The organism is Rivibacter subsaxonicus (genome assembly GCF_004217215.1).
Lineage (GTDB): Bacteria > Pseudomonadota > Gammaproteobacteria > Burkholderiales > Burkholderiaceae_C > Rivibacter > Rivibacter subsaxonicus.
Genome location: NZ_SHKP01000007.1, coordinates 236,122 through 251,367, shown reverse-complemented (window position 1 = coordinate 251,367; position 15,246 = coordinate 236,122). Strand labels below are relative to the sequence as shown.

Here is a 15,246-nt window from a genome sequence, read left to right as displayed (position 1 = left end):
GAGCAGCGCGATGCAACTGATCGAATCGATCCTGGCCGATGCGGCGGCGGTCAAGGCCATCCGGCGTGACCTGCACGCCCATCCCGAGCTCTGCTTCCAGGAGCAGCGCACCGCGGACGTGATCGCCAAGGCGCTCGGCGACTGGGGCATTCCGATCCACCGCGGCCTCGGCACGACCGGCGTGGTCGGCATCGTGCAGAACGGATCGTCATCGCGCGCGGTCGGCCTGCGCGCCGACATCGACGCGCTGCCGATGAGCGAGCACAACAAGTTCGCCCACGCCAGCCAGCATGCCGGCAAGATGCACGCCTGCGGCCACGACGGCCACACCGCGATGCTGCTGGCCGCGGCCAAGCATCTCTCCAAGCATCGCAACTTCGACGGCACCGTCTACCTGGTGTTCCAGCCGGCCGAGGAAGGTGGCGGCGGCGCCCGCGAGATGATCAAGGACGGCCTGTTCGAGCGCTTCCCGATGGAGGCGATCTTCGGCATGCACAACTGGCCCGGCATGGCGGCCGGCCAGTTCGCGATCAAGGACGGGCCCTGCTTCGCGTCGAGCAACGAGTTCAAGATCACGATCCGCGGCAAGGGTTCGCATGGCGCGATGCCGCACCTGGGCATCGACCCGGTGCCGGTGGCCTGCCAGATGGTGCAGGCCTTCCAGACCATCATCACGCGCAACAAGCGGCCGATCGACACCGGCGTGATCTCGGTGACGATGATCCACGCCGGCGAGGCCACCAACGTGGTGCCCGACAGCGTCGAGATCCAGGGCACGGTGCGCACCTTCACGACCGAGGTGCTGGACCTGATCGAGCGCCGCATGAAGACGGTGGCCGAGGCGACCTGCGCCGCCTTCGAGGCCACTTGCGAGTTCGAGTTCGCCCGCAACTACCCGCCGACCATCAACCACACGGCCGAGACCGCCTTCGCGCGCTGCGTGATGCAAGAGATGGTGGGCGCGCAGAACGTCTTCGAGATGGAGCCGACGATGGGCGCCGAGGACTTCAGCTACTTCCTGCAGCACAAGCCGGGGGCCTACTTCGTGATCGGCAACGGCGACGGCAGCCACCGCGAGGGCGGCCACGGCCTCGGGCCTTGCATGCTGCACAACCCGAGCTACGACTTCAACGACGAGCTGATCCCGCTCGGCGCCACCTTCTGGGTGCGGCTGGCCGAGCAGTGGCTGGCCGCGCCGCGTTGAATCCGTTCTCCAGCGAGGAGCCGCATCCATGTCCATGCTTCGCATCCCTGCCGGCCTGCTGGCTGTTGCGCTGCTCGCCGGAACGCCGGCATTCGCCGACATGAACGACAGCACGGAGGCGGCGCCGTCGGCCCCCGACCTCAGCCGCGAACTCAAGACCGCGCGCGGCCAGATCGAGCAGCAGCGCTACGCCGAGGCGATCACGACGCTCAAGGCCGCCGAGCAGAAGGATCCGACCAACGCCAACGTCCACAACTGGCTCGGCTACAGCTATCGCAAGAGCGGCAACCTCGACGCCGCGTTTCGCAGCTACGGCACCGCGCTCAAGCTCGACCCGAAGCACAAGGGCGCGCACGAATACATCGGCGAGGCCTACCTGATGGCCAGGCAGCCCGACAAGGCGCGCGAGCACCTGGTGGCGCTGAAGAGCATCTGCGGCACCGGCTGCGAGGAATACCGCGACCTCGAGCAGGCGATCGCCGCGTACAAGCCCTGAGCGACGCCCCCGCACGCCGGTGCCGGCCGCGGATTGGCGGCCGGCGTCGCGCCGTGTACCCTCGACGCACCATGCAAGCGCAGCGTCACGCGACCAGCAGCCTGCGCCGGCTGTCGGCACGGGCACTCGCGTTTCGCGGGCTCGTCGCGATCGGCGCGCTGTTCCTGGCCGGCTGCGCCACGCCGCCCGCCGCAGACAGCGAGCACGGGCCATCGCTGTCACGGGCCGCGCGCGATCGCACGGGGCTGCGCGACCTGCGCGCCGAGTTCCGCGTCGAGCTGTGCTCGAGGCTCGACGCCAAGGCGGATCGGCCCTGCGCCGACGTGCTGGTAGCCGCGGCCGACGAAGCGCCCGCGCCGCCGCCGGTGGCAGCCACGGTGCCGGTCGCGAGCCGCTTTCGCATCGCCATCGTGCCGGGGCTGCTGGCCGAGTGCTTGAAGCCGGCCGCGCGACCCTTCGTCGATGCCATCGCGGCACTGCGCGAGCAAGGCTTCGAGGTCGTCGACATGGCGGTCGGCGGTCGCACCAGCAGCGTGGCCAACGCCGCGCTGCTGGCAAGCGAGATCGCCGCCCTGCCCGACGACGGGCGGCCGCTGATCATGTTCGCCTACTCCAAGGGACTGCCCGATGCGCTCGAGATGGCGGTGCGGTACCCGCAGGCGGGCAAGCGCGTTGCTGCCATCGTCGGCATCGCCGGTGCCTTCGGGGGCTCGCCGCTGGCCGAAGACAACGAATCCCTCTATCGCGCCACGCTGATGCGATTGCCCTTCGACCGCTGCGCCGCCGGCGATGGCGAGGAACTGCGGGACCTGCGGCGCGACGTGCGCCAGGCCTGGTGGTCTGAGCATGGGGCGCAAGTCGGCATCCCGCTCTACTCGATCGCCGCCCTGCCTGACTCGGATCAGCTCTCGCCGGCGCTGAAACTGTCGTACTCCAAGCTGGCGAAGATCGATCCGCTCAACGACAGCCAGTTGCTGCTGGGCGACGCGGTGGCCGTGCCCGGCGCGCTGCTCGGCTTCGTCAACGCCGATCACTGGGGCATCGCGATGCGCCTGTCGGAGGCCATGCCGCTGCTGGCGCCGCTGTTCGAGGACGATGTGCCGCGGGCCGCATTGCTGCGTGCGGCGATCGAGGTCGTCGCACGCGATCTTGCGCAGGCTCGTTGAACAGCATCGGCCCGGCGCGCGAGCCTCTGGGCGGATTGAAGAACCTCTGCGGCAGCGGCTGCGCGGAGTACCGTGACCTTCAGAAGGCGATCACGGCCTACAAGCCGTGAACGGTCGTCACTTTCGGCATTCAGCCGAGGAAGCCCAGGTTCGCCGGGTAGCCACTGCCGCCAAAGCTGTCGATGTTGGGCACCACCAGCGGCATCTCGCTGGCCGAGACGCCGAACCACGTGGCCAGCGTGGCCGCGAACTGATCGACCGAGGTGGTCGGCAGAAGGCGGCCCTGGCCAACATCGCCCGCTCCGCCCACCTCCACCGCCGGGGCCGTGCCGTAGAAGCGCTGGCCGCGCACCGCGCCACCGACAACGAAGTGGTGGTTGCCCCAGCCATGGTCGGTGCCGTCGCCATTGGACGCGAGCGTGCGGCCGAAGTCCGAGGCGGTGAAGGCAGTCACATTGTTGGCAATGCCGAGCTCGGTGGTCGCGCTGTAGAACGCGCTCATCGCATCGCTCACCTGGGCGAGCAGGCGAGGATGGTTGGCGATCAGGTTGTCGTGCAGGTCGAATCCACCCAGCGAGACCATGAACACCTGACGCTTGGTGCCGAGCGCCGAGCGCGACGCGATCAGCCGCGCCACGATCTTGAACTGGTCGGCCAGACCGGTGTCGGGGAAGGCGGTGGCCAGTGTGGTGCCGGCCAGTGCCGACTCGACCTTGGCCTCGCTCGCGATCGAACGCTGCATGACGCGTGCATACTCGTTCTCGAGCGTCTGGCTGCGTGTCTGCTGGATCAGCGTGGCCAGCGCATCCTTGACCGCTCGGGAACCGTAGACGTTGCCCTGGATGCCTTTGACGGCCACCGCCCCGTTGCTGCTGACGCTGTAGGGCCGCGCCGTGTCGCCGGACAGAAACACCGCGTTGCCGGTCACCGAGATGCAGGTGAAGACCGCGTCGGTGTTGCTCGCCAGCGCGAGGTCGCCGAGGTTTCCGCCCCAGCCGATGGTCGAGCCCTCGGGCGAGGACGACTGCCAGATCGACTGCTGGTCGTTGTGCGAGAACAGCTTGGGTGGCAGCGGATTCAACACCCGGTTGCGGTTGTTGTACTGGTCCTTCGTCATCGGGATGACGAGCGGGCCCACGTTGAGCTGCACGGCCGCCTTGCCGGAGTCAAACAAGCTCTTCATCGCCGTCATCGACGGATGCAGCGCGTAGCTCAGGCCGTTGGCCAGCGCCGGCGCGTCGGCCGCCGGAGTCAGCGCTGTGGCAAAGAGATCGGCCTGGGCCAGCGCAATGCCACCTGCGGTGCGACCGGCGCCACCGCCGCGGATGGCGCTGTACCTGTCGTAGTTGAGGTTGTCGTAGGGCACGACGGTGTTGCCATGGTCGTTGCCACCGTAGAGGAACACGCAGACCAGCGCCTTGTAGTCCGTGGCGGTCTGGGCGGCCGCCTCGCCGATGGCGGCGAGGCTGAGCGCAAACGGTGCAGCCACGCCGGCCATGGCGAGCTGGCCGGAGCGACGCAGGAAGGCGCGGCGGGCCAGGAAGTCCGATCGGCTGTTGCGCATGGCGGACCTACTTCTGGACGAGGTACTCGGAGCAGGCCAGGACCAGCAGCACGGCGGCTGCGACCCGGTTGAGCTTGAGCGCGTCGGCGCTGGTGGCGCTCAGCGCAGTGGCGTCGAGCGCATTGATGATGATGGTCTGGGTCGCGCTCGACAGCTGGCCCGCGCAAAGCAGCAGGTTCAGTCGCGCGACCAGTGCTGCGGAGTCGGTCACCAGCGCCAGCTCGGCCGCATAGTCGGGAACGACGTCGTAGCCGGAGGACGTGGAGTCGTTGTGCGGCACGCCGGGCGAGTTGACGCGCAAGCCGTCCTTCACCACGCTCTGCATGAAGTTCAGGTAGCCCGAGACGGTGGTCTCGTTGACGATCTGGAACTCGGGCGCTGGTGTCCTGCTTGCCGCCAATGCGGTACCGGCCGGCACATAGCCGGGGCGGAAGTAGTTGAACACCGACGGCGAACGCAATGGGCTCTGGCCGATCGAGCTGGCGTTGTTGCTGAGGTCGCCGATCTTCCACGAGCCCGCGATCGAGTGCAGGCCGAAGGTCCGGCCCCACTGGATGAAGCGCAGCATCGGCTCGCGCAGCTTGCCCCAGCCGGCCGCCGTGAGGCCGGCGGCGCCGCGCGCCTCGGCGTCAAGCAGCACCGCGCGCCAGACCGCCCTGAGGTCGCCGCGCACGCCGCTGCCGTTGTTGTTGAAGGCGGCCGCCACCCGCGCCACGTAGGCCGGGCTCGGGTCGCTGGTGACCAGCCGCTGAATCATCTGGCGGCCGAAGAAGGGGCCGACGTTCTCGTGATTGAAAAGCGTGTCGAGTGCGGTCTTGAGCGCAGTGCCGGAGTCGGTGTTGGCCGCGATCGTGACGCCGAGAAACGTGGCCGCCAGCGACGAGTGGCGACTGTTGGTACTAGGGGACGGATGCCTGGCGGAATCGGCGGTCATCGGCAGGCGCGTCTTCAGCGTGTTGCCGATGGTGCGGTTGCGTATCGGCTCGACGGTGTTGAGGTTGCCGGTGTTGTCGAAGTCATAGCCGGTGAAGACGCGCGCCAGGTTTGTCACGTCGTCCTGCGCGTAGCTTTCGATCGGGTTGCCGTCGCCGCCAAGCTGCGGCGTGCCATCGAGGTTGAGCTTGTAGAGCCCGATGCTGAACAACTGCATCACCTCGCGCGCGTAGTTCTCGTCGGGCTGGCGGCCGGTGCGGGCGTCCTCCTTCTGGTTGCCGCGGGTATTGAGGTAGACGCCCATCGCGGGGTTGAGCGTGACGTCCTCTAGCAGCGTGCGGAAATTGCCAAAGGCGTTGGCATTGAGTTGGTCCCAGTAGTGCGCCACGAAGTGGCTGCGCCAGGTCACATCGATGCCAGACAGCGACACCACGAAGAACTCGCTCATCGCCAGCGCCATGCGCCTGCGAACCGGGTCGCTGGCGCTCATCAACTGACGCCAGATCGCATGGTCAGCGGGATAGGTGCTGTCGTAGTAGCGTGTCGTGTCGCTGATCGTGTCGTAGCCGCGCGAGTTGAGCCAGTCCCAGGCCGTCTCGCCCGTCGGTAGTTCCATCTGCTGATCGAGCCATGCCGCGGGGCCCAGGCTCTTGACGCTCGTGATCGCAGCGTCGGATGCCGAGAACTGGGCCTGCTGCAGGAAGCGTGCGGCCTCGGTGTCGGCCTCGGCCAAGACGACTGGCACGGCCGGCGGCGCCGGGGCGGCGGCGGCCTCCCCGCCGCCACCGCCGCCACAGGCGGCCAACAAGGAAGCGGCTGCTGCCGCGAGTGCGGTCGCGCTGAAGGCTTGCGAGCCCTCAATCGGACCCGGCGCCGCTGGCAAGCGCTGCACCGATGCGGGAGCCTCGTGCACGAGATCACCGGTTGGGGGATTGAGCATTGGGGGCATGGCACCGCTTCCAACGGAAATCCTCGGATCCGGCTTGGCGTGGCAGCTCTGACGAACGGCGACGACCGGATCAACCTGGCGCCAGTGCAACTTGCGAGCCATGCTCGCTTGGCCGGTGACGTGCCTGCCAAGCGCATGGCCGCGCAGCAGCGTGGATCCGGCGGCGGGCGCTGGGCCGCCGGGGCACGCGGTCGGTCAGTGCACCTGGTTATGCGATCTATCGGCTGCGACGGAACCGGTGCCGGATGACGGCATGGTCGTCGGTCAGGCTCGCAGCGGCCAGCCCACGGCACACCTGATGGCATGGCCTGGCAGGATTATCGGTCCAGGGTGATCCGGGCGCGCAGACGATCTGCCTCGAAGCCACGCTCCCTTCGGCGCCGGCGCACCTCGGCACGCGCCGTCGCCGTTATCAGGCGCCGCGCAATCGCGCCAGCAACCCGGCGGTCGAGCCGTCTAGGCCGCCCGTGTCGCCGCTCTGCAGTCGCGGCAGCAGGTCGTTGCACATCTGCTTGCCGAGTTCGACGCCCCACTGGTCGAAGGGGTTGATGCCCCACAGCGCGCCGAGCGTCGAGACGCGGTGTTCGTAGAGCGCGACCAGCGCACCGAAGGACGCCGGGTCGAGCCGCTCGAGCAACAACGTGGTGCTCGGCCGATTGCCGGTGAAGGTGCGATGGCGGGCCAGCACGCCGGCATCGATGTCCACGGCGGCGGTCGATGCCTTCTCGGTGCGTGCCTCGGCCTCGCTCTTGCCCATCATCAGCGCGCGGCTCTGGGCGAGGCCGTTGGCGAGCAGCATCGCGTGCATCGCCGGCTCGGTGTGGGTCGGCTGGCGCACGAGGATGAACTCGATCGGCACCACCGTCGTGCCCTGGTGCAGCGCCTGGAAGAAGCTGTGCTGCGAGTTGCTGCCCGGCTCGCCCCAGGTCACCGCCACGGACTCGCCGGGCAGTGGCTCGCCGGCCAGGTCGACCCGCTTGCCCAGGCTCTCCATCTCGAGCTGCTGCAGGTGGGCCGGCAGCCGCGCCAGGTCCTGGTGATAGGGCAGCACGCAGCGGCTGGCAAAGCCGAGAAAGTTGCGCTCCCACAGCGCGAGCAGCGCCAGCTGGATCGGCAGGTTGCGCGCAATCGGCGTCTCGGCCCAGTGGCGGTCCATCGCGTGGGCGCCGGCCAGCATCGCGCGGAAGCCCTCGGCGCCGATGGCGATCGCGATCGGCAGGCCGATCGCGCTCCACAGCGAGTAGCGGCCGCCGACCCAGTCCCAGAAGCCGAAGCAGTGCCGGATGCCGAAGGCCGCGGCCGCCTCGAGGTTGGTCGTGAGGCCGACGAAGTGCTGCGCCAGCGCCGATTCGTCGCCACCATTCTGCAGGAACCAGGCGCGCGCGACCTGCGCGTTGGCCATGGTTTCCTGCGTGGTGAAGGTCTTGGAGGCGACGATGAACAGCGTGCGCCGCGCCTGCAGCCCCGGCAGCAGCGCCGTGATCTCGTGGGCATCGACGTTGGAGACGAAATGCAGCCGCGGGCCACCCTGCGCGTGCCCGCGCAAGGCCTGTACCGCCAGCCGCGGGCCGAGGTCGGAGCCACCGATGCCGATGTGGACCACGTCGTCGATCTGGCCCGACTGCGCGCGTGCCCGCACGGCCTCGGCGTAGGCCAGCAGCGCGTCGAGCACCGCGTGGACCTCGTCGGCATGCGGTGCGGGGAGCGCCGGATCGCGCGGTGCGCGCAGGGCGCTGTGGAGCGCGGCGCGGCCTTCGGTGGTGTTGACCGGCTCGCCGGCGAGCTGGGCGTCGCGCCAGGCCTCGACGCCGGTCTCGACGGCCAGCGCGTTCAGCGCGCTTCGGATCTCGGCATTCCAGTGCGCCTTGGAGAGGTCGGCCAGCAGATGCGGCGCCTCGAAAGCGAGGGCCTCGAAGCGCGCCGGATCGGCGGCGAAGGCCGCGCGCAGGTCGAAGCCGGCGACGAAGGGGCCTCGCAGCGCCTGCAGCCAGGCCCAGGCCGGCGTACGGTCACAGCGTGGTCGTGCACGCCAGGCATCAGTGCTCATCGCGAATGGTCCTCAGGCAGCTTGGATCAGCGCGTCGAGCGCGCGGGTGTCGGCGGCAAACAGGCGGATGCCCTCGGCCAGCTTGTCACCCGCCATCGCATCCTCGTTCATCGCGAAGCGGAAGCTCGCCTCGTTGTAGCTGACGGCGCGCGCATCGCAAGCCTTGGCGTCGACCTCGTCGAGCGCACGCCGCAGCGGTGCCTCGGACTGCTGCAGCTGGCCGAGCAGCTCCGGGCTGATCGTCAGCAGGTCGCAACCGGCCAGCGCCACGATCTGGCCGGTGTTGCGAAAGCTCGCACCCATCACCTCGGTGTCGATGCCGAACTTGCGGAAGTAGCGCCAGATGCGCGTCACGGAAGCAACGCCTGGGTCGTTGGCACCGGCCTGGGCCGCCTCGTCCCAGGCCGCGCCGGCCTGCTTCTTGTGCCAGTCGTAGATGCGGCCGACGAAGGGCGAGATCAGCGTGACGCCGGCCTCGCCGCAGGCCACCGCCTGCGAGAAGGAGAACAGCAGCGTCAGGTTGCAGTGGATGCCCAGGTGCTCGAGCGCCTTGGCCGCCTGGATGCCTTCCCAGGTAGCAGCCATCTTGATCAGCACCCGCTCGCGGCCGATGCCCTCGGACTCGTACATCTGGACCAGGCGCTGCGCGCGCGCGATGGTGGCGGCGGTGTCGAAGCTCAGGCGGGCGTCGACCTCGGTCGAGACGCGGCCCGGAACCACCTTCAGGATCTCGCAGCCGAAGCGCACCAGCACGCGATCGACCAGTGCCGCCAGCGGCTGGCCGCGATGGGCGCCGACGGTCTGCGCCAGCAGCGGCGCGTAGGCCGGCTGCTTGACGGCCTTGAGGATCAGGCTCGGATTGGTGGTGGCGTCGCGCGGCGCATAGGCGGCGAGCTGGAGGAAGTCCCCGGTGTCGGCAACCACCGTGGTGAACTGCTTGAGCTGGTCGAGTTGCGAGGCCATGGCGCCAGGATGCAATTGCCCCGTGCGGGCGTCGCACCGATGGTACCTGCGGCGCCCTGCCGCTCGGCGCGCCGTGGGCGCTCAGCCCGTGATCAGCTGCTCGACGCCGTAGAGCCTGGCCAGCCGCAGCAGTGCCGTCGGCGGATGGCGCAGTTCGAAGCGCTTGCCCCAGGCCTGGGCCAGGCGCCGGCACTCGAGCAGCACCGCCAGCGCGCTGGAGTCGAAGCGCTGCAACGGCATCGCATCGACCAGCAGCCGCTCGCCGCCCTCGCGCTCGAGCGCGACCCTGAGCAGGCGCAGCGTGTCGCGCGCCTCGCGGGCGGTGAGCGACTCGGGCAGCAGCAGCATCGCGATCGCCTCCGCGCTCAACTCTTGGCGGCCGCCGCCTTGTTGCGCTCGGCCAGCTTGGCGATCAGGCCGTCGATGCCGTTGGCACTGATCTCCTGCGCGAAGCTGTTGCGGTAGTTCTCGACCAGCCAGACGCCGAGCACGTTGACGTCATAGATCTTCCAGCCCTCGCCGACCTTCTCGAGGCGGTAGTCGAGCTGGATCGGGTCGCCACGGCCGCGCACCTCGGTGCGCACGATGACCTCGGGATCTTCCGGCTTGCCGCGCATCGCCTTGAGCTCGACGGTCTGGTCCTTGACCTGGGTCAGCGCGCCCGAGTAGGTGCGCACCAGCAGTTGCTTGAACTCGGCCTGCAGCCGCTGCTTCTGGTCGGGCGTGGCCTGGCGCCAGTAGCGGCCGACCGCGGAGGCCGTCATGCGCTCGAAGTTGACGTGCGGCAGCACCTTGGCATCGACCAGCGCGACGATGCGCTTGACGTCACCGGCCTGGATCGCCTTGTCGGCCTTGACCGCGTCGATCACGTCATCGGAGACCTGCTTGATCAGCGCGTCGGGCGCGACCGGCTCGGCGTGCAGCGCGGCCAGCGGCAGCAGACCCAGGCTCAGGGCGAGCGCGCCGATCCAGCGGCGTCGGTTCAGGTTCATCATGGCATTCATCATCTCGATCGACGGAGTGGGCGGCGCGAACCGCCGCTGTGTGTTCAACGTGCGGGGCCCGAGGCCGGTGCACCGGGCACCGGAGCGCTCGGCGGCGACGCGGGTGGCTCGGGTCGCAGGTCGGGGGCGAGGCGCGGCTCGGCGGGTGGTATCTCGGGTTCTTCTCGATCCGGCGGTTCGCCGTCGTAGATCAGGTTACGCCGGCGCTGCAGATAAGCGTCGCGCACGAAGGTGTATTTGTCGAGCACGATGTCGTCTAGCAGGCGGGTGGCCGCCAGCAACTGGGAGCGGGCATTGATGATGCGCAGCCCCGACAGCGAATTGCGCAGCGCCACCGAGTTGACCTGCTGGTCGGGCGAGAAATAGATGTCGGCCGGCAGGCCGACCGTGTCGCGCACCGTCGAGGGCCCGAGGATCGGCCACACGATGTAGGCCCCCGGCTCGAAGCCCCAGCGGCCAAGCGTGATGCCGAAGTCTGCATCGTGGCGCTCCAGACCCAGTTCGCCGGCCCAGTCGATGATGCCGCCAAAGCCGAAGGTGCTGTTGAGGCCGAAGCGGATCAGGTCGTTGCCGGCGTCGGCAATGCGTCCCTGCAGCAGCAGGTTGACCGCCGACCAGGCGTCCTGGAAGTTGTGGAAGAAGTTGTCGACGCCGACCCGCACCGGTTGCGGCGTCAGCTCGCGGTAGACGGTCGCCACCGGTGCGATCGCATACTTGTCCACGCCTTCGTTGAAGGCAAAGATCTTGCGGTTGTAGGGCTCGATCGGATCCGGGCGATCGACCGTGGCGCAGCCGCCCAGCCATGCGGCGAGCAGCACCCAGGCCAGTGCGCGCAGGCAGCGGGCCGGCGTGCTCATCCTCACTTCTTGGCCCCGTCCCCGGCGTCGGCAGCCTTGTTGTAGAGGAACTGGCTGATCAGGTTCTCGAGCACCACCGCCGACTGCGTCATGCGGATCGATTCGCCGGCGGCGAGCAGTTTCTCCTCGGCGCCGGGTTCGATGCCGATGTACTGCTCGCCGAGCAGGCCGGCGGTGAGGATCTTGGCCGAGCTGTCCTTGGGGAAGCTGAAGCGCTTGTCGAAGTCGATCTGCACCTGCGCCTGGTAGGTCTTGTCGTCGAAGCTGATCGACGCCACGCGGCCAACCACCACGCCGGCGCTCTTGACCGGCGCGCGCACCTTGAGGCCGCCGATGTTGTCGAAGCGGGCGTCGACGCGGTAGCTCTCGTCGAAGCTCAGGCTCAGCAGGTTGCCGGCCTTGAGCGCCAGGAACAGGATCGCCGCCGCGCCGATCAGCACGAACAGGCCGACCCAGAGGTCGTTCTTGGATTTCTGCATTGTTCTTCCCTACCCCTCAGACGCTGAACATCATCGCGGTCAGCACAAAGTCGAGCGCCAGCACCGCCAGCGATGCCACCACCACGGTGCGGGTGGTCGCGCGCGACACGCCCTCGGGCGTGGGCTGGCAGGCATAGCCCTGCAACAGCGCGACGAAGCTGACGGTAAAGCCGAACACGATGCTCTTGACGACGCCGTTACCCACATCCTTGAACACGTCGACGCCGCCCTGCATCTGCGACCAGAAGGCGCCGGCATCGACGCCGATCAGCAGTACGCCGACCGCCCAGCCGCCGATGATGCCGACCGCCGAGAACACCGCCGCCAGCAGCGGCAGCGCGATCACGCCGCCCCAGAAGCGCGGCGCCAGCACCCGCTGCACCGGATCGACCGCCATCATCTCCATCGCCGCCAGTTGCTCGCCGGCCTTCATGAGGCCGATCTCGGCGGTCAGCGAGGTGCCGGCGCGGCCCGCGAACAGCAGCGCGGTGACCACCGGCCCGAGCTCGCGCACCAGCGATAGCGCCACCAGCAGGCCGAGCGACTCGGCCGCGCCATAGCGCTGCAGCGTGTAGTAGCCCTGCAGGCCGAGCACGAAGCCGACGAACAGGCCGGAGACGGTGATGATCGCCAGCGAGTGGTTGCCGAGGAAATGGATCTGGTCGACCAGCAGCCGCGGCCGGCGCAGCACGCTGCCGAGCAACAGGCACAGCCGCGCGAACAGGCGCGCGCCGGCGCCGAGGTCCTCGAGCTTGGCGCGCACGGCGAAGCCGAGCGCCGAAGGCCCGAAGCGGTAGGGTGAGGGCTCGCTCATGGCTTGGCGTCGCCGTCGGCCGCCTTGACGCGGAAGTCATCGGCCGCCGACGGCGCGGCATAGTGAAAGCGCACCGGGCCATCGGCCTTGCCATCGACGAACTGGCGCACCAGCGGGTCGGTGCTGGCGCGCATCTCGGCCGGCGTGCCCTGGGCGACAACGCCGCCGTTGGCGATGAAGACCACGTGGTCGGCGATGGAGAAGGTCTCGTCGACGTCGTGCGAGACGACGATGCTGGTGGCGCCGAGCGCCTCGTTGAGGTCGTGGATCAGCGTCGCGGCAACGCCCATCGAGATCGGATCGAGGCCGGCGAAGGGCTCGTCGTAGAGCATCAGCTCGGGGTCGAGCGCCATCGCGCGCGCCAGCGCCACGCGCCGGCTCATGCCTCCCGAGACCTGGCTCGGCATCAGGTCGCGCGCGCCGCGCAGCCCCACCGCCTCGAGCTTCATCAGCACCAGGTCGCGGATCATCTCCTCGTCGAGGTCGGTGTGCTCGCGCAGCGGGAAAGCGACGTTGTCGAACACCGAGAGGTCGGTGAACAGCGCGCCCTGCTGGAACAGCATGCCCATGCGGCGGCGCGCGGCGTAGAGGCCGTCGCGGTCGAGCGTGGCGATGTCGACGCCGTCGAAGAACACCTGCCCGCTCATCACGCCGATCTGGCGGCCGATCAGGCGCAGAACGGTGGTCTTGCCGCCGCCGGAGGTACCCATCAAGGCCACCACCGTGCCGCGCGGCACGCTGATGTCGACATCGCGCAGCACGACGCGGTCGCCATAGCCGCAGCTGACGCCCCGCAGTTCGATCAGGGGCGTCGGGGGGGCAGCAACGGGGGAAGCGCCGGGCGCCGGGGCCGACCCGGCCCGGGACTCTGACAGCGCGAGTTCGCTCATGGGCACCAACAAACAAATGCCGGTGTCGAGGACACCGGCATCCGAATGATAGGGGAAAGCACCGACATGCGTCGGGCGGGCGGCCCGGCGGCCGCCAATAGCGTGACAGGTTGCAACCGCCGCCTAACGCGGCAGCTTGCTCGCGCCCATCAGGTACTCATCGACTGCCCGTGCAGCCTGGCGGCCTTCGCGCCGAGCATCGCCGCAGGCGATGCGCGACCATCGTTCGCCCACAGGGCGAGCCGCGAGGGCCGCGGCTCAACGTGGCAGATCGCTCGCGCCCATCAGGTACTCGTCCACCGCCCGTGCAGCCTGGCGGCCTTCGCGCCGAGCATCGCCGCAGGCGATGCGCGACCATCGTTCGCCCACAGGGCGAGCCGCGAGGGCCGCGCCTCAACGTGGCAGGTCGCTCGCACCCATCAGGTACTCGTCGACCGCCCGTGCAGCTTGGCGGCCCTCGCGGATCGCCCAGACGATCAGCGACTGGCCGCGCCGCATGTCACCGGCGGCGAAGACCTTGTCGACGTTGGTGCGGTAGCCGTCGAGCAGCTCGGTGCCTGCCTTGGCGTTGCCGCGCGCGTCCTTGTCGACGCCGAAGGCCTCAAGCACCGAGCCGACCGGGCTGACGAAGCCCATCGCCAGCAGCACCATCTCGGCCGGCCAGATCTGCTCGGAACCCGGCACCTCGACCATCTTGCCGTTCTGCCATTCGACGCGGGCCGTCTTGAGCGCCTTGAGCTTGCCTTTTTCGCCGACCAGTTCCTTGGTCGTGATCGCGAACTCGCGCTCGCAGCCCTCTTCGTGGCTGGAACTGGTGCGCAGCTTGATCGGCCAGTAGGGCCAGGTCAGCGGCCGGTTCTCTTCTTCCGGCGGCTGCGGCATCAGCTCGAACTGGGTCACGCTCTTGGCGCCGTGGCGGTTGCTGGTGCCCACGCAGTCGCTGCCGGTGTCGCCGCCGCCGATGACGATCACATGCTTGCCGTCGGCCCGCAGCTGGCCCTTGAGCTTGTCGCCCGCGTTGAGCTTGTTCTGCTGCGGCAGGAACTCCATCGCGAAGTGCACGCCATCGAGGTCGCGGCCGGGCACCGGCAGGTCGCGACTCTGTTCGGCGCCGCCGCTCAGCAGCACCGCGTCGAAGCCGGCCTTCAGCTCGTCGGCACTGATGATCTCCTTGGCCCAGTTGGTCACCTTGCTGCCCTCGGGCAGGTGGCCGACCAGCACGCCGGTGCGAAAGCGAACGCCCTCGGCCTGCATCTGCTCGACGCGGCGGTCGATGTGCGACTTCTCCATCTTGAAGTCCGGGATGCCATAGCGCAGCAGGCCGCCGATGCGGTCGTTCTTCTCGAACACCGTCACCTCGTGGCCGGCACGCGCCAGCTGCTGCGCGGCGGCCAGGCCGGCCGGCCCGGAGCCGACCACGGCAACGGTCTTGCCGGTCTTGCCCTTCGGCGGTTGCGGCACGACCCAACCCTCGGCCCAGGCGCGATCGATGATCGCGTGCTCGATGCTCTTGATGCCGACCGGATCGTCGTTGACGTTGAGCGTGCAGGCCGCCTCGCAGGGCGCCGGGCAGACGCGGCCGGTGAACTCGGGGAAGTTGTTGGTCGAGTGCAGCACCGTGATCGCGTTGCGCCAGTCGCCGCGGAACACCAGGTCGTTGAAGTCCGGAATGATGTTGTTGACCGGACAGCCGCTGTTGCAGAACGGCGTGCCGCAGTCCATGCAGCGCGCGCTCTGAACCTTGGCCTCGTCATCGGCCAGGCCGATGACGAACTCCTTGTAGTTCTTGAGTCGCTCGGCCACGGGGCGGTAGCCCTCTTCGAGCCGCTCGTATTCGAGGAAGCCGGTGATCTTGCCCATGTTCTTGATCGATTGATTCG

14 protein-coding genes are annotated in these 15,246 nt (G+C 68.9%); 3 read left to right on the top strand and 11 right to left on the bottom strand.

Annotated features, from left to right (window positions below):
• Window positions 1-10: 10 nt before the first annotated feature.
• The 3 genes from EV670_RS14410 to EV670_RS14400 all read left to right on the top strand — a co-directional run bounded on the left by EV670_RS14410 (window position 11) and on the right by EV670_RS14400 (window position 2,866).
• A complete protein-coding gene (locus EV670_RS14410; RefSeq protein ID WP_130433296.1) occupies window positions 11-1,204 on the top strand; it encodes a M20 aminoacylase family protein in 1,194 nt (397 codons plus the stop codon).
• 28 nt (window positions 1,205-1,232) lie between these two features.
• Window positions 1,233-1,700 carry a tetratricopeptide repeat protein gene (locus EV670_RS14405; RefSeq protein WP_130433294.1) on the top strand — a complete coding sequence of 156 codons (468 nt, stop codon included), beginning with the start codon at window positions 1,233-1,235 and terminating at the stop codon, window positions 1,698-1,700.
• Window positions 1,701-1,771: 71 nt separating this feature from the next.
• Window positions 1,772-2,866 (top strand): hypothetical protein, encoded by a 1,095-nt coding sequence (locus EV670_RS14400; RefSeq protein WP_130433292.1) that lies wholly within the window; start codon window positions 1,772-1,774, stop codon window positions 2,864-2,866.
• Between the two features lie 130 nt (window positions 2,867-2,996).
• Here the strand turns inward: EV670_RS14400 and EV670_RS14395 are convergent, their stop codons facing one another.
• The 11 genes from EV670_RS14395 to EV670_RS14345 form a co-directional block, all read right to left on the bottom strand.
• A complete protein-coding gene (locus EV670_RS14395; RefSeq protein ID WP_130433290.1) occupies window positions 2,997-4,430 on the bottom strand; it encodes a DUF1501 domain-containing protein in 1,434 nt (477 codons plus the stop codon).
• 7 nt (window positions 4,431-4,437) lie between these two features.
• The gene (locus EV670_RS14390) at window positions 4,438-6,312 is read right to left on the bottom strand and encodes a DUF1800 domain-containing protein (RefSeq protein ID WP_130433288.1); all 1,875 of its coding nucleotides are present in this window, start codon (window positions 6,310-6,312) and stop codon (window positions 4,438-4,440) included.
• A gap of 412 nt (window positions 6,313-6,724) precedes the next feature.
• Window positions 6,725-8,359, bottom strand: coding sequence for a glucose-6-phosphate isomerase (gene pgi, locus EV670_RS14385; protein WP_130433286.1), 1,635 nt, complete (start codon window positions 8,357-8,359; stop codon window positions 6,725-6,727).
• A 12-nt stretch (window positions 8,360-8,371) separates the two neighbouring features.
• Entirely contained in the window at window positions 8,372-9,322 is a 951-nt protein-coding gene (gene tal, locus EV670_RS14380) for a transaldolase (RefSeq protein WP_130433284.1), read from the bottom strand.
• Window positions 9,323-9,403: 81 nt separating this feature from the next.
• A complete protein-coding gene (locus EV670_RS14375) occupies window positions 9,404-9,670 on the bottom strand; it encodes an STAS domain-containing protein (protein ID WP_130433282.1) in 267 nt (88 codons plus the stop codon).
• 17 nt (window positions 9,671-9,687) lie between these two features.
• Window positions 9,688-10,314, bottom strand: coding sequence for an MlaC/ttg2D family ABC transporter substrate-binding protein (locus EV670_RS14370; RefSeq protein WP_130433280.1), 627 nt, complete (start codon window positions 10,312-10,314; stop codon window positions 9,688-9,690).
• 56 nt (window positions 10,315-10,370) lie between these two features.
• On the bottom strand, window positions 10,371-11,183 hold the full coding sequence (locus EV670_RS14365; protein WP_130433278.1) for an MlaA family lipoprotein: 813 nt from the start codon (window positions 11,181-11,183) through the stop codon (window positions 10,371-10,373).
• A gap of 2 nt (window positions 11,184-11,185) precedes the next feature.
• Window positions 11,186-11,662 (bottom strand): outer membrane lipid asymmetry maintenance protein MlaD, encoded by a 477-nt coding sequence (gene mlaD, locus EV670_RS14360; RefSeq protein WP_130433276.1) that lies wholly within the window; start codon window positions 11,660-11,662, stop codon window positions 11,186-11,188.
• Window positions 11,663-11,678: 16 nt separating this feature from the next.
• Window positions 11,679-12,476: a lipid asymmetry maintenance ABC transporter permease subunit MlaE gene (gene mlaE, locus EV670_RS14355; RefSeq protein ID WP_130433274.1), complete on the bottom strand. Its 798-nt coding sequence runs from the start codon at window positions 12,474-12,476 to the stop codon at window positions 11,679-11,681.
• Entirely contained in the window at window positions 12,473-13,366 is an 894-nt protein-coding gene (locus EV670_RS14350) for an ABC transporter ATP-binding protein (protein ID WP_130433272.1), read from the bottom strand. The genes mlaE and EV670_RS14350 overlap by 4 nt, the downstream gene beginning before the upstream one ends.
• Window positions 13,367-13,759: 393 nt before the next feature.
• On the bottom strand, window positions 13,760-15,226 hold the full coding sequence (locus EV670_RS14345) for a glutamate synthase subunit beta (RefSeq protein WP_130433270.1): 1,467 nt from the start codon (window positions 15,224-15,226) through the stop codon (window positions 13,760-13,762).
• Between the last annotated feature and the right edge of the window lie 20 nt (window positions 15,227-15,246).

Coding starts and splice junctions, on each gene's coding strand:
- EV670_RS14410 (WP_130433296.1), top strand. CDS start 11: ATGCAACTGATCGAATCGATCCTGGCCGATGCGGCGGCGGTCAAGGCC.
- EV670_RS14405 (WP_130433294.1), top strand. CDS start 1,233: ATGTCCATGCTTCGCATCCCTGCCGGCCTGCTGGCTGTTGCGCTGCTC.
- EV670_RS14400 (WP_130433292.1), top strand. CDS start 1,772: ATGCAAGCGCAGCGTCACGCGACCAGCAGCCTGCGCCGGCTGTCGGCA.
- EV670_RS14395 (WP_130433290.1), bottom strand. CDS start 4,430: ATGCGCAACAGCCGATCGGACTTCCTGGCCCGCCGCGCCTTCCTGCGT.
- EV670_RS14390 (WP_130433288.1), bottom strand. CDS start 6,312: ATGCCCCCAATGCTCAATCCCCCAACCGGTGATCTCGTGCACGAGGCT.
- pgi (WP_130433286.1), bottom strand. CDS start 8,359: ATGAGCACTGATGCCTGGCGTGCACGACCACGCTGTGACCGTACGCCG.
- tal (WP_130433284.1), bottom strand. CDS start 9,322: ATGGCCTCGCAACTCGACCAGCTCAAGCAGTTCACCACGGTGGTTGCC.
- EV670_RS14375 (WP_130433282.1), bottom strand. CDS start 9,670: ATGCTGCTGCTGCCCGAGTCGCTCACCGCCCGCGAGGCGCGCGACACG.
- EV670_RS14370 (WP_130433280.1), bottom strand. CDS start 10,314: ATGAACCTGAACCGACGCCGCTGGATCGGCGCGCTCGCCCTGAGCCTG.
- EV670_RS14365 (WP_130433278.1), bottom strand. CDS start 11,183: ATGAGCACGCCGGCCCGCTGCCTGCGCGCACTGGCCTGGGTGCTGCTC.
- mlaD (WP_130433276.1), bottom strand. CDS start 11,662: ATGCAGAAATCCAAGAACGACCTCTGGGTCGGCCTGTTCGTGCTGATC.
- mlaE (WP_130433274.1), bottom strand. CDS start 12,476: ATGAGCGAGCCCTCACCCTACCGCTTCGGGCCTTCGGCGCTCGGCTTC.
- EV670_RS14350 (WP_130433272.1), bottom strand. CDS start 13,366: ATGAGCGAACTCGCGCTGTCAGAGTCCCGGGCCGGGTCGGCCCCGGCG.
- EV670_RS14345 (WP_130433270.1), bottom strand. CDS start 15,226: ATGGGCAAGATCACCGGCTTCCTCGAATACGAGCGGCTCGAAGAGGGC.